The sequence below is a fragment of the Amycolatopsis sp. WAC 01375 genome, assembly GCF_003947325.1.
Lineage (GTDB): Bacteria > Actinomycetota > Actinomycetes > Mycobacteriales > Pseudonocardiaceae > Amycolatopsis.
This window is the reverse complement of sequence record NZ_QHHW01000058.1, coordinates 71192-84816: the sequence shown is the minus strand read 5'-3', so window position 1 is coordinate 84816 and position 13625 is coordinate 71192. Positions and strand designations below refer to the sequence as shown.

Genomic DNA, 13625 nt, shown 5'->3' with positions numbered 1-13625 from the left:
GCCCTGCAAGTCATGTTCGCGGTCTTCGCGCCCAGGCGGTCCCTGACGGCACGGGCGGATGCGGCCGAGTACGACCCGGTACGAGGCCGATCCGCCCGCACCGCCACGAACCACCTGGATCACGAAGCCCATCGAACAGACTTACCGGGCAGCGCCTAGCTCATCTGGCTCAGATACCGCTTCGCCGACCGCTGGACCGCCTCGTGCCCGTCGGCGCGGATGATCGCGTCCCACCAGGCGCCGTAGATCGCCTCGAACTCGTACGGTTCGAGCATTTCGGCGGCGCGGCGGACGACCTCCGGGCGTTCCGGGATCAGATTCGGGTAGCTGTACATCATGCCGACGAAGCGTCGGTCCGGGATGACCTGCAGGATGTCGCCCGAGAGCAGCGCCCCGCGGCCGTTCTCCCCGGCGGGCCAGTGCAGCACGGTCCCGCCGTCGAAATGCACGCCGAGATTGATCAGCCGCAGGTCGGGGGCGACATCGAGGGTCGCGCCACTCCACAGCTTGATCGCCGGATCCGGCCTGCCGATCCACTGCCGGTCGCCTTCGTGCAGGTACACGGGCACGTCGAAGGCGTGGGCCCACTCGACCATGGTGGTGTAGTAGTGCGGATGGCTGATCGCGATGCCGGTGAGCCCGCCGAGTTCGCGGACCTCGGCGACCAGCTCGTCGTCGAGGTAACCCGCGCAGTCCCACAGGAAGTTGCCGGATTCGGCCTTGACCAGCAGCGCGCGCTCGCCGATCGCGAAGTTCGGGGTGGACCCGACTCCGATGAGGCCGGGTCCCTGCTCCTCGACACGCGCTCGGTACGTCCCGCTCGCGCGGACGGTGTTCAGATCGGTCCACCGCTGTCCGGCCTGCGGGACGTACTGACGTTCGTCGTCGCAGATCGGGCAGTCGGACCGGGGTTCCGCGTACTGCATGCCGCAGGCGACGCAGATCGGTAGCTCGCTCATCGTTTCCCTCCAGATTTCTCCGGAAGTCACGCTAACGGCTCATATGCGCGCCCGGCCATATCGGGCCGGGCGCGCAGTGTTCATTGTCGCGCGCCGACGAAAACTCGCCGAAGAGGCGCCGGTTCGCAGGCGACTCGCGCTGCGTGCGGAGGACGCCCCTTCATCGAGTTTCCGGGGCCTTCGGCCGCGAAGCGGCGCGAGGAGTGCTCATTTGGCGGTGTACGGCACGGCCTTGACGAGCGTCACCTTCTGGATGCTGCCGTTGGGCAGCTCGTACTCGCGGGTCTCGCCCTCTTTGGCGCCGAGCAGCGCCTTGCCGAGGGGGGACTCCGGCGAGTAGACGTCCAGGCCACCCTCGGTGCCCTCTTCGCGGGTCGCCAAGAGGAAGTTCTCGTCCTGGTCGTCACCGTCGTAGCGCACGGTGAGGACCTTGCCCGGTCCCGCGCTGCCGTCATTGGCGGGCGGCTCGCCCACCTTGGCCGAACGGAGGAGCTCCTGGAGGTGGCGGATGCGGGCCTCGTGCTGACCCTGCTCTTCGCGGGCGGCGTGGTAACCGCCGTTCTCCTTGAGGTCGCCCTCTTCCCGGCTGTCGTTGATCTTCGCAGCGATGACCGGGCGGAGCTCGATGTAGTGGTCGAGTTCCTGCTTGAGCCTGTCGTAGGCATCCTGGGTCAGCCAGGTCACCTTTGTGTCGCTCACGGTCACCATCTCCTAGTAGGGCCTGCCAGGCTTGGGTGTACAAGCCGGCCACCGGGCCGGCATGGCGCGCCGGCCTGGCTGAGATAAAGGAAAAACACGGCCCGTCTTGGGCCGTGCCGGTAGATCAGAGTAACACGGCGCGAGGCATCGCCGCCGGTCGAATTCGGTCGCGCCTCGGCGTTGGGCGCCCGTTTCACCCCGTTGGCCGCTATGGCCTTGACAGGTACCGTGGTACGTCGTATGAGCATCCGAAGATATCAGCCGTGACCGGCTTTCCGATGCTCTTGATGGTGGTAGTCACCCTGCTGTTCTTCGAACCAGGCTGAATCAGGACCTCTTTACGCCCGCTCTCCGCCCCGGCCTTGTCACGGACGCGGACGACGCACACTCCTGGACGATTCACGTCGTCCCTGGTCACGTTGATGGTGATCTCCATCGCGTCGCCCGGCTTCTCCTCGAACAAGACGCGTTCGCCCTCGATGGGCGCGCTGCCGAAATTCGCGTACGCGACATAGGCGATACCGCCGCTGACCAGCAGTGCGATCACCACGAACACCAGGCGCCGCCAGCCGGCGGGCTTCGCGGCACGGGGTTTGCCGTACCGGCCTTCCGGCACGTCCGTCCGGGTGCTTTCCGCGGTGGGAGCGTCCTGTCCCGTGCTCAACCCGGGCCTCCCGGTCGGTGTCGTCGTGCTCGCAGGGACAATAGGGGTCGTATGCGAGTGGTCCCCTCGAGTATCCGCGCCCGGCAGGGCGGGCCGTCAGGCAGGGTCGCAGGGGAATAGGGAACGAGAAGGGGACGTTCGGAGCATGGTGCTAGCCAATGAACCGCCGAAGTCACGCCTCCGCCTGATGGCGGTGCACGCGCACCCCGACGACGAGTCGAGCAAGGGCGCGGCCACCATGGCCAGGTACGCCGCCGAAGGGCACGAGGTCATGGTCGTGACCTGCACCGGCGGCGAAGCGGGCAGTGTGCTGAACCCGGCCATGGACCGTCCCGAAGTACTGGCCAACATGACCGAGGTCCGCCGCGAGGAGATGGCCCGCGCGGCCAAGATCCTCGGGGTGAGCCACGCCTGGCTCGGCTTCGTCGACTCGGGCCTGCCCGAGGGCGACCCGCTGCCCCCGGTCCCGGAGGGCTCGTTCGCGGTCGTCCCGCTCGAGGAGTCCACCGGTGCCCTGGTGAAGGTCATCCGCGAGTTCCGTCCGCACGTGATCGTCACCTACGACGAGAACGGCGGGTACCCGCACCCCGACCACATCCGCACGCACGAGATCTCGGTCGCGGCCTTCGACGCGGCGGGCGAGGCCGAGCGCTACCCGGACGCGGGCGAGCCGTGGCAGCCGATGAAGCTGTACTACGTGCACGGGTTCTCGCGCGCCAGGATGACCGTGTTCCACGAGGCCCTGCTCGCCCGCGGCCTGGAGTCGCCGTACGAGGAGTGGCTCAAGTCGTGGGACCCGGAGAAGGCCGACGTCATGGAGCGGGTGACCACCCGCGTCGAATGCGGTGACTACTTCGAGCAGCGTGACGACGCACTGAAGGCGCACGCCACCCAGATCGACCCGAACAGCCGCTGGTTCGCCGTCCCGCGCGATCTGCAGCGCGAGGTCTGGCCGACCGAGGAGTACGAGCTGGTCCGCTCACTGGTGGACAGCACCCTGCCGGAGGACGATCTGTTCGCCGGCTTGAAGGAGGGCTGATGAGTTTCGTGGTGCCGGCGTTCGCCGTCGTTCCGGTGACGGTGTCGTCGCAGTTCCTGGCACAGCAGCCCGGCAACGGCGACAACGGCGGCCAAGGTGAGGACTTCGGCAAGTCGTCGCCGGTGGGGTTCCTGATCCTGATCCTGTTCTTGATCGCCGTCGCGCTGCTGGTGCGGTCGATGACCAAGCACTTGAAGCGGCTTCCGGAGAGCTTCGACGAGCCTGCGGCCCCTTCTTCTTCGGAGGCGCCTGCCGAGGAGGCTCCCGAGGCTTCGAAGGCTGACTCCGAGCCTGTCGCCAAGACGGAGAAGCCGACCGCCAAGTCCGACTGAGCGCTGCAATGAAGGGGCCTTTCATAGCAAAATTTGCTATGAAAGGCCCCTTCATTGCATTCCCGAAGCGCGTCAAAGGCGTGGGTCGACCGGATCCGACTCCAGCGCCAGCACCGCGAACACGCACTCGTGCACCCGCCACAGCGGTTCCGCGCGTGCCAGCCGCTCCAGCGCCTCCAGCCCCAGCGCGTACTCGCGCAACGCCAGCGCCCGCTTCCGGTTCAGCCCGCGTTTGCGGAGCCGCGTGAGGTTCTCCGGCAGCGTGTAGTCGGGCCCGTAGATGATCCGCAGGTACTCCCGCCCGCGCACCTTCACTCCCGGCTGCACCAGCCCACGCGCGCCGCGGGTCAGGTTCGCCGCCGGTTTGACGACCATGCCCTCGCCGCCCGCGCCGGTCAGGTCCAGCCACCAGTCGACGCCGCGTGCCACCGACGCCGGGTCGGTGGTGTCGACGGGCAGGGTCCGCGTGCGGGTGAACAGGTCGCCGGTAAGCCGGTCCAGCAGCGAAAGGTGCCACTCGTGCGGCCGGTCGTGGTACGCGTGTCCTTCCGAAGCCAGCACCTGGAACGGTGCCAGCCGGACGCCGTCGAGGCCGTCGGTCGGCCAGCAGTAACGCCGGTACGCCTGCCGGTACGCGTCCACAGTGGACTCGCGGACCCGGGTCCGTTCCATCAGTTCCGCCACGTCGACCCCGCGAGCCGCGGCGGCGTCCAGTGAAGCGACGGCGGCGGGCAGCACGGCCTGGGCCGCCGCACCCACGGCCGCGTACTGTCCCGAGATCAGCGAGCCCGCTTTCGCGCTCCACGGCAGCAGTTCCGTGTCGAGCAGCAGCCAGCCGGTGTCCAGCTCCTCGAACAGTTCCGACGACGCTGCCCGCACACCATCGAGCAGCCGCGCGTTCTGTTCCGGAGTGAAGAACGGCCGCCCGGTGCGGGTGTACACCGCGCCCGGCCCCTGGGTCCCGAACCGCGCGGGAGCCACGTCGTCGTCACGGCATACGAGCACGACGGCACGCGAGCCCATGTGCTTCTCTTCGCACACGACATGATCGACACCTGCCGCGCGGAACTCGGCGAAGGCCTCCTCGGGGTGTTCGAGGTAGTCCTCCGTGGCGGACGTCGAACACGGCGCCATCGTCGGCGGCAGGTACGGCAGCCAGCGCGGGTCTACGGCGAAGCGGCTCATCACCTCGAGTGCCGCCGCCGACTGTTCGGCGGAGACCCCGACCCGGCCGTGGTGTCGTGTCTCGACGATTCGCTTCCCGGTGACATCGCCCAGTTCCAGGACCGCGGGCTCACGTCCGCCCAGCGGCCGCGCGGGTTCGAGCGGACGTGACGGCTCGTACCAGACCTTCTTCGCCTTCACCGAGACGACTTCCCGCTCCGGGTAACGCAAAGCGGTCAGCTTGCCGCCGAAGACGCAGCCCGTGTCGAGACACATGGTCCCGTTGACCCATTCCGGCTCCAGCGTCGGCGTGTGTCCATAGAGGACCATCGCCTTGCCGCGGTAGTCACGCGCCCACGGCAGCCGCACCGGCAGACCGTACTCGTCGGTCTCGCCGGTGGTGTCGCCGTAGAGCGCGGTGCTCCGCACCCGGCCGGACGCGCGCCCGTGGAACTTCTCGGGCAGACCCGCGTGCGCGACGACGAGCTTGCCGCCATCGAGGACGTAGTGCGCGATGAGTCCTTCACAAAAGGCATGCGCCTTCGCGCGGAAGTCCTCGTCCTGCGCGGAAAGCTGCTCCAGCGACTCCGCGAGTCCGTGCGCCGTCCTGACCTTGCGCCCGTCGAGCGCGCGGACCAGTTTCTGTTCGTGATTCCCGCAAACGACCAGCGCGCTGCCTGCTTCGGCCATCGCCATCACGCGGCGCAGCACGCCGGGCGTGTCGGGTCCGCGGTCGACGAGGTCGCCGACGAAGACCGCGGTGCGGCCTTCGGGATGTACGCCGTCGACGTAACCCAGTTCGGTGAGCAGTTCCTCCAGTTCCTCGCGGCAGCCGTGGACGTCGCCGATGACGTCGAACGGCCCGGCCAGCTCACGCCGGTCGTTGCGCAGCGGCTCGACGACGATCTCCGCTTCGGCGACCTCGGCCTCGCTCCGCAGCACGTGCACGCGCCGGAAACCCTCGCGCTCCAACGACTTCAGCGAGCGGTGCAGCTCGCCGCGCTGGCGCCGGACGACGTGCTCGCCGAAGTCACGGTCGGGCCGGGATTCGTTGCGCTCCTGGCAGACCTTCACCGGCAGGTCGAGCACGATCGCCGTCGGCAGGACGTCGTACTCCTTGGCCAGCTTCAAGAGGCTCGCCCGGGAAGCACGCTGGACGTTCGTCGCGTCGATCACCGTGATCCGGCCCGCTTCGAGCCGCTTCGCCGCGACGTAGTGGAGCACGTCGAAAGCGGCGGCCGACGCGCTCTGGTCGTTCTCGTCGTCGGCCACCAGGCCGCGGAAGTAGTCGCTGGACAGCACCTGTGTCGGCGCGAAATGCGTCCGCGCGAAGGTCGACTTGCCGGAGCCGGAGGCCCCGACGAGCACGACGAGGGACATGTCGGGAATGGTCAGTTTCATGCCACGGCCTCCTTCCGAGACGTGAAGACCGCCATTTGGGTCGGCGGTCCTGATTCTTGGGACTCTGGTCCCACAGGGAGCAGGCGGACGTCGTAGCCGCGACGGGAGGCGACGCTGTCGGCCCACGAGCGGAATTGCTCGCGTGTCCACTCGAAACGGTGGTCGGCGTGCCGGAACCGGCCTTCCCCGAGGAATTCGAAGTGCCGGTTGTACTCGGCGTTCGGCGTCGTGACGAGCACGGTCCGCGGCGCGGCGACACCGAACACGGCGTGCTCCAGCGCGGGCAGGCGCTCCTCGTCGACGTGCTCGATCACCTCCATCAGCACGGCCGCGTCGTATCCGGCCAGCGACGGATCCGCGTAGGTCAGCGCGGACTGCTTCAGGGTGATCCGCGACTTGTCCTTCAGCCGCTTGTCGGCGATGTCGAGCGCGCTCGCGGACACGTCGACTCCGACGATCTCGGTGAACGACGGTTCCTTCTGGAGTACGCGCAACAGCGCGCCGCCGCCGCAGCCGAGGTCGAGCAGCCGCCGCGCGCCCGCCGCCCGAAGAGCCGCGAGCACGCTTCCGTGCCGTTGGACGGCCAGCGGTTCGGGCCGGTCCGGTAGTTCGGTGACCCGCGCTTCGGCCTCGGCGGGCACGTCGTCCGCTTCCGCCAGCCGGGTGAGCGCGTACGAAACGATCGGACGCCGGCGTTCGAGGTAGCGGTTGGTGATCAGCTCCCGTTCCGGATGTCCCGCGAGCCACCCTTCGCCGACGCGCAGCAACTTGTCGGCCTCGTCCTGGCCGATCCAGTAGTGCTTGTCGCCGTCGAGAGCGGGCAGCAGGACGTACAGGTGCCGCAACGCGTCGACGACGCGCTGGGTCCCGGTCAGCCGGAGGTCGACGTAGCGGGAATCGCCCCACTGCGGGAACTCGGGATCGAGCGGGATGGCCTTGGCCTCGACCTGCCAGCCGAGGGGTTCGAACAGCTTGTGGACGACCTCCGCGCCGCCGCGCGCGGTCAGCGACGGCACGCGGATCTCCAGCGGGAACGCCTCGTCGACCAGTTCCGGCCGGTTCGCGCACCGCCCGGCCAGCGCCGTGGTGAAGACCGCCCGCAGCGCCACCGCCAGGTACGAGCCGCCCGCGTACGGCCGGTCGTTGACGTATTGGGTCAGCGACGTCCCGCCGCCGCGCACGAGCTCGACCGGGTCGATCTCGACCAGCAGGGCCACCGTGCAGCGCTGCTCGGCCGCCTCGGGGTAGAAGACGTGCGCCTTCCCGGCCGAGAGCGTGAACGACTGCGCCTTCTCCGGATGCTTGTGCAGGAGAAAGCCCAGGTCGGTGGCGGGGTTCCGGGTGGTCGTCATGGTCAGGAGCACCGGATGAGTGTCGCGCAGACGGCCGTTCGGCGCGCCCGCTTTTCCGCGTGCGACCCTGGTGACATGTCGAACCGCCTGAAGGCCGCGACCAGTCCGTACCTGCTGCAGCACGCCGAGAACCCGGTGGACTGGTGGCCCTGGGGTGAAGAGGCGCTGGCAGAGGCGAAACGGCGGAACGTGCCGATTCTCCTTTCGGTCGGCTACGCGGCCTGTCACTGGTGCCATGTCATGGCGCACGAGTCCTTCGAGGACGAAGCCACCGCGACGCTGATGAACGCGAACTTCGTCAACATCAAGGTGGACCGTGAGGAGCGGCCGGACATCGACTCGGTGTACATGGCGGCCACCCAGGCGATGACCGGTCAGGGCGGCTGGCCGATGACGTGCTTCCTGACCCCGGAGGGTGAACCGTTCCATTGCGGCACCTACTACCCGCCGTCGCCGCGGCCGGGGATGCCGTCGTTCCCGCAGCTGCTCGTCGCGGTCGCCGAAGCCTGGGGTGAGCGCCCGGACGAACTGCGTTCCGGCGCCCGGCAGATCATCGCCCACCTCACGGAGAAGAGCGGACCGCTGCCGGAGTCCGTTGTGGACGGTGCGGCGCTGGAATCCGCGGTCGCTTCACTGCGCGAGGAATACGACGCCGCGAGCGGCGGATTCGGCGGAGCGCCCAAGTTCCCGCCGACGATGGCGTTGAACTTCCTGCTCCGGCACCACGAACGCACCGGCTCCGATCTTTCACCGGTCGAACACACGGCGGAGGCGATGGCGCTCGGCGGGCTCAACGATCAGCTGGCGGGCGGGTTCGCGCGGTACTCCGTCGACCCGCGCTGGGAAGTGCCGCACTTCGAGAAGATGCTGTACGACAACGGTTTGCTCCTGCGTTTCTACGCGCAGTTCCACGGCGTGACCGGGCTCGAGTACGCGCGGCGGACGGTCGAAGAGACCGCGGAGTTCCTGCTGCGCGACCTCGGGACGGCCGAAGGAGGCTTCGCCGCTTCGCTCGACGCGGACACCGACGGCGTCGAGGGCCTCACGTATGTCTGGACTCCCGCGCAACTCGCCGAAGTGCTCGGCGAGGAGGACGGCGCTTGGGCCGCCGAACTGTTCCAGGTGACCGAACGGGGCAACTTCGAGCACGGCGCGTCGACTCTGCGGCTGCGTGAGCCGCGTCCTGAGGACGCGGAACGGTACGAGCGGGTGCGGCGCACGCTGCTGACGGCGCGAAACGAGCGTCCTCAGCCCGCCCGCGACGACAAGGTCATCGCCGCGTGGAACGGGCTCGCGATCGGCGCGCTCGCCAAGGCGGGCTCGCGGCTGAACCATCCACAGTGGATCGACGCGGCGGCTCGTGCCGCGGCTTTCCTGATGGACGACCATTTCGTGGACGGGCGGCTGCGCCGGACCTCGCGCGACGGCGTCGTCGGCACGACGGCGGGCGTGCTGGAGGACTACGCGTGCCTCGCCGAGGGGCTGCTCGAACTCCACCAGGCGACCGGCGAGCCGCGCTGGCTGGCCGACGCGGTCACCTTGCTGGACCTCGCCTTGGCCCATTTCGGCGTCCCGGACTCGACGGGTGCCTACTACGACACGGCCGACGACGCGGAAGTGCTGGTGCAGCGGCCCTCCGACCCGACCGACAACGCGAGCCCGGCGGGGGCTTCGGCACTGGCCAACGCGTTGCTGACGGCCTCCGTGCTGGCGGGGCACGACCAGGTGGGCCGCTACCGCGAGGCGGCCGAGCAGGCGCTGGCGCGCGCGGGACGGCTCGCCGCCCACGCGCCGCGGTTCGCCGGGCATTGGCTCACGGTCGCCGAAGCCGCGGCCGCCGGTCCGGTGCAGGTGGCCGTCGTCGGGCCGGATGCCGCTGCACGCAAGGATTTGCTGGCCGCGGCCGTCGCGTCGGCACCGGACGGCGCCGTCGTCGTGAGTGGTGTCCCGGACGCCGAGGGAGTGCCGCTGCTCGCCGACCGGCCGCTGGTGGGGGGCGCCGCCGCCGCGTACGTGTGCCGCGGCTATGTCTGCGAACGCCCGGTCACCACCGCCGAGGATCTGCGCGCTCAGCTCACCAATCCCACGCCATAGGGCCGAAGGCGCCGCCGCCCGTCTGCGGAGCCCCCGCCGGCTTGACCGCGACCTGCGGCGCCTTCGGTTTCGTCGTGGTGGACTTCGTCGGCTTCGGCGGCTTCGTGGAAGTCGGCGGCTTGGTAGTGGTGGTCGGCGGCGTTCCGATGATGGTGAAAGCGCGGGAGGTCTTCGTACCGTCCGAACAGGTGAACGTCGCCGTGTACTTGCCCGGCGTCTTGCCTGCCTTGCCGTAGCCGGCGGCCTTCCCCCAGTTGCCGCCGATCGTCCACTGGAGCGGCGCCGCGAACCCCGGCGATGTCACCGGGGTCGCCGGTCCGCAGCCGCCCATCGCGGCCTTCGTCTCGGCGTAGAGCTCCCCGCCGGGTTCGACTTCGGTCGGATGCAAGAACCAGGACACGTCCTTGGCTTCCGCCGCCGCCGGTGCGACCACGGCGAGCTGGGCCGCTCCGAGCATGACAGCGCCGATCATGGCCTTTTTCAGCATGAGGTTCCCCTTTTCCGTCATCTGCTGGTGGGAACACGTCGGCGCAGGTCATCAGGTTGCCTCGGGTTTCGCCGGGGGAGAACACGAGTGAATCTCGGCCGTTGCGAGCGTAGCGTCGGTAGCGTTGTAATCATGTAATCGCGGAGGCGAGCATGCACACCTACTTCAGGGCGGCGAGGCATATGGGACGAAGTGGCTGGAAGGGCCGGGGCGGCTGGCAGCAGGCGGACATCCCCTCGGCGGACGACGCGGCCGCGTGGTTCGGCGGACGGCTCCCGGAGGGCTGGTTCACCGGAGACCCCGAGGTCACGGTGGATCGCGAAGAGATCGTCATCGTCGGCGAACTCCAGCCGCTCACCGGTGAGTACGCCGACGACGCCGCCCGTGCGGCGGCCGAGGACGGCCGGATCAGCCGGTTCCGCGAGGAGACCCGCGAGGAGCGGATCGAGATCGCGCGCCAGGCCGAGCACCGGTATCAGCGCAAGGTCGCCTGGGGCGCGAGCCTCGGCGGCACGAGGCACCTGTTCACCACCCATTCGGCGCCGGTCATGACCAGGCTGAGGCAGCCGGAACGCCTGGTCCTCGACACCCTCGTCGACGCGGGCGTCGCGCGGTCGCGGTCGGAGGCGCTCGCGTGGGCCGTCCGGCTGGTCGGGGAACACGCGGACGCCTGGCTCGCCGAGCTCCGGGAGGCGATGACCAAGGTGGACGATCTCCGCTCACAGGGACCGGACCTTTCCTGAGGCCGGAGTTCGTGCTGCGTCCCCGGATGCGGTGCGGCAGGCTGAACGCAGACCGCACCGCATCGGAGGAATCGTGGACACGCCAGGACTTCCCGCGAAGATCGACCCGGACGCGCTGACCACCGTCCTCGATGGACGGTGGGCGGAGCTCCGTCGCGCGGTGCGCGCGCAGATGGCCGCGGAGGACTTCAAGGACCCTGTCGACCTCGACGTCGAAGCGCACCGCGCCCAGGTGCTCGAATGGCTGCGCCTGCTCGCCCGCACCGACCGGCCGGGGCTCGGTTTCGACCCGGCGCACGGTGGTGGCGGCGACGTCGGCGGCTCGGTGATGTCGTTCGAGATGCTGGGTTTCGGTGACCTCTCGCTGATGGTCAAGGCCGGTGTCCAATGGGGTCTGTTCGGCGGCGCGGTGCAACTGCTCGGCACCGGACGCCACCACGAGCGCTACCTGCGGAAGATCAAGGATCTGGAGCTGCTGGGCTGCTTCGCGATGACCGAGCACGGCCACGGCTCGGACGTCCAGCATCTGCGCACCACCGCGACCTACGATCCGGCCACCCGCGAATTCGTCGTGCACACGCCGGACCGGGGCGCGATGAAGGAGTACATCGGCAACGCCGCCCGCGACGGCGAACTCGCGGTGGTGTTCGCGCAGCTGATCACCGGCGGTGAATCACGCGGAGTGCACGCGTTCCTGGTGCCGATCCGCGGCGAGGGCGTGAGCGGCGTCGAGATCGAGGACTGCGGCCGCAAGGCGGGCCTCAACGGCGTCGACAACGGACGGCTCACCTTCACCCAGGTGAGGGTTCCGCGCGAGGCACTCCTCAACCGGTTCGGCGACGTCGCCGAGGACGGCACGTACCGCAGCCCGATCGAAAGCGACGGTCGCCGGTTCTTCACGATGCTCGGCACCCTCATCCGTGGCCGGGTCAGCGTCGCGGGCAGCGCCGGCAGCGCGACGAAGCGCGCGCTCGCGCTGGCCATCCGGTACGGCGAGCAGCGGCGGCAGTTCGCGCGGCCCGGCGGCGAGGAGGTCGTGATCCTCGACTACCGCGCACACCAACGGAAACTGCTGCCCGCACTGGCGACGTCGTATGCCCTGCACTTCGCGCAGGAAGCACTCGTTTCGAAGCTGAACGACATCGCCGAGGACGCGCCGGAGGAAGAGCAGCGGGAGCTGGAATCGCGTGCGGCCGGGATCAAGGCCGTCTCGACCTGGCACGCGACGGCGACCATCCAGGCCGCCCGTGAGGCGTGCGGTGGTTCGGGCTACCTCTCGGAAAACCTGCTTCCCGGTTTGAAGGCCGACACGGACGTCTTCACCACCTTCGAGGGTGACAACACCGTGTTGCTGCAGCTGGTCGCGAAGGGCCTGCTGACCAGCTACAAGGACCACTTCGAGGACCTCAGCCCGCTCGCGACCGCACGTTTCGTGGCGGAGCAGCTCGTCGAAGCCGTGATCGAACGGACGTCCGCGCGCAAGGTCGTCGAACGGCTCACCGAGGCCGACGACGGCGACGTGCTGTACTCCCGCGAGTGGCACCTGAAGCTGTTCGAAGACCGCGAAGAACACGTACTCGGCGGCGTCGCGCAGCGCCTGCGAAAAGGTAGCTCGGACCCCTCCGGCGTCTTCGGTGTCTTCAACGACGCGCAGGACCACGTGCTTCGCGCCGGACGCGCGCACGTCGACCGGGTGGTGCTCGAAGCGTTCGTCGACGCCATCGAGCGCTGCGCCGACGCCGAGGCCCGCGAACTGCTGGAGCGGGTGTGCGACCTCTACGCGCTCGCGAACATCGAGGCGGATCGTGGCTGGTTCCTCGAACACGGACGCCTGACCTCCGGGCGCTCGAAGGCCGTCACCGCCGCGGTGAACGCCCTGTGCGCCGACCTGCGCCCGCACGCGCGGACACTCGTGGACGCCTTCGCTATCCCCGAGCAGTACCTAGCGGCTCCGATGCTGCGGGACTGATCCCGGTGCGCTGCTCGGCGAGCTCGGCCCGCAACGCCTTGACCTCGCGGGTCAGCTCGTCGAGATGCTCGCGCGTCACGGCCTGCGCGTTCTCGTCGGCCTCGGTCACCCGGCGGATCAGCCACGACGCCAGCGTCGCGGTGACCACACCGAGCAGCGCGATCCCGGCCACCATCAGCCCGACCGCGACGATCCGGCCGGTGCCGCTGACGGGATAGCGGTCGCCGTAGCCGACCGTGGTGATCGTCGTGATGGACCACCACACCGCGTCCGGGAAGTCGGTGATCGGCGCGTCCGCCTGAGTGCGTTCGGCGTCGAGTACGGCGAGCGCCGAACAGAACACGACGAGCGCCGTCGCGCCCACCGTGTAGACCACGACGCGGCCGCGCAACGACAGGCCGGCGTTGCGGTTGAGGACGTTCAGCACCGTGACCAGCCGGAGCAGCCGAAGCTGCCGGATCAGCGGGAGCACGATGATCAGCAGGTCGAAGAGGTTCTTCTTGAGGAAGTCCCGCTTGTCCTTGGCGTGCTTGAGGCGGACGCCGTAGTCCAGGGCGAAGACCGCCCACGCGACCCACGTGACGACCTCGCACCAGACCCGGCCGGTGTGGCCGAGCGAGGGCTGGAGGATCGGCCACGCGTAGGCAGCCAGGAACAGTACGGCGGCGGCGTTGAGCGGCCACTCCATCCGCTTTTCCCACATCGGGCGTCTCCTCACCTGG

General features: G+C 69.2%; 12 protein-coding genes. 5 read left to right on the top strand and 7 right to left on the bottom strand.

Features of this window, described 5'->3' with window-relative positions:
* Positions 1-155: 155 nt before the first annotated feature.
* From DL991_RS39510 to DL991_RS39500, 3 genes are all read right to left on the bottom strand, one after another.
* The gene (locus tag DL991_RS39510; protein WP_125789447.1) at positions 156-959 is read right to left on the bottom strand and encodes an MBL fold metallo-hydrolase; all 804 of its coding nucleotides are present in this window, start codon (positions 957-959) and stop codon (positions 156-158) included.
* Between the two features lie 207 nt (positions 960-1166).
* A complete protein-coding gene (gene greA, locus DL991_RS39505) occupies positions 1167-1667 on the bottom strand; it encodes a transcription elongation factor GreA (protein WP_125789446.1) in 501 nt (166 codons plus the stop codon).
* 199 nt (positions 1668-1866) lie between these two features.
* Positions 1867-2322, bottom strand: coding sequence for a DUF4307 domain-containing protein (locus DL991_RS39500; RefSeq protein ID WP_125789445.1), 456 nt, complete (start codon positions 2320-2322; stop codon positions 1867-1869).
* Between the two features lie 145 nt (positions 2323-2467).
* Here DL991_RS39500 and mca point away from each other — a divergent pair, with 145 nt between their 5' ends.
* Both mca and DL991_RS39490 read left to right on the top strand, forming a co-directional pair.
* Positions 2468-3361, top strand: coding sequence for a mycothiol conjugate amidase Mca (mca, locus tag DL991_RS39495; RefSeq protein WP_125789444.1), 894 nt, complete (start codon positions 2468-2470; stop codon positions 3359-3361).
* The gene (locus tag DL991_RS39490) at positions 3361-3693 is read left to right on the top strand and encodes a hypothetical protein (RefSeq protein WP_125789443.1); all 333 of its coding nucleotides are present in this window, start codon (positions 3361-3363) and stop codon (positions 3691-3693) included. The genes mca and DL991_RS39490 overlap by 1 nt, the downstream gene beginning before the upstream one ends.
* Before the next feature lie 72 nt (positions 3694-3765).
* Here DL991_RS39490 and DL991_RS39485 read toward each other — a convergent pair whose 3' ends face one another.
* Positions 3766-6258 (bottom strand): polynucleotide kinase-phosphatase, encoded by a 2493-nt coding sequence (locus tag DL991_RS39485; RefSeq protein WP_125789442.1) that lies wholly within the window; start codon positions 6256-6258, stop codon positions 3766-3768.
* On the bottom strand, positions 6255-7622 hold the full coding sequence (locus DL991_RS39480) for a 3' terminal RNA ribose 2'-O-methyltransferase Hen1 (RefSeq protein ID WP_125789441.1): 1368 nt from the start codon (positions 7620-7622) through the stop codon (positions 6255-6257). The genes DL991_RS39485 and DL991_RS39480 overlap by 4 nt, the downstream gene beginning before the upstream one ends.
* 63 nt (positions 7623-7685) lie before the next feature.
* Between DL991_RS39480 and DL991_RS39475 the strand changes: the two genes are divergently transcribed.
* Complete coding sequence (locus DL991_RS39475; protein ID WP_125789440.1) at positions 7686-9704, top strand: thioredoxin domain-containing protein; 2019 nt, start codon at positions 7686-7688, stop codon at positions 9702-9704.
* On the opposite strand, the gene DL991_RS39470 is transcribed toward DL991_RS39475, so the two are convergent.
* Positions 9685-10191, bottom strand: coding sequence for a hypothetical protein (locus DL991_RS39470; RefSeq protein ID WP_125789439.1), 507 nt, complete (start codon positions 10189-10191; stop codon positions 9685-9687). The two genes, DL991_RS39475 and DL991_RS39470, sit on opposite strands and share 20 nt — an antisense overlap.
* A gap of 182 nt (positions 10192-10373) precedes the next feature.
* Between DL991_RS39470 and DL991_RS39465 the strand changes: the two genes are divergently transcribed.
* Both DL991_RS39465 and DL991_RS39460 read left to right on the top strand, forming a co-directional pair.
* Positions 10374-10934 (top strand): hypothetical protein, encoded by a 561-nt coding sequence (locus DL991_RS39465; RefSeq protein WP_125789460.1) that lies wholly within the window; start codon positions 10374-10376, stop codon positions 10932-10934.
* A 73-nt stretch (positions 10935-11007) separates the two neighbouring features.
* Entirely contained in the window at positions 11008-12903 is a 1896-nt protein-coding gene (locus DL991_RS39460; RefSeq protein WP_125789438.1) for an acyl-CoA dehydrogenase, read from the top strand.
* On the opposite strand, the gene DL991_RS39455 is transcribed toward DL991_RS39460, so the two are convergent.
* Positions 12860-13606, bottom strand: a complete 747-nt coding sequence (locus DL991_RS39455; protein WP_125789437.1) for a potassium channel family protein — start codon at positions 13604-13606, stop codon at positions 12860-12862. The two genes, DL991_RS39460 and DL991_RS39455, sit on opposite strands and share 44 nt — an antisense overlap.
* Positions 13607-13625 lie beyond the last annotated feature (19 nt).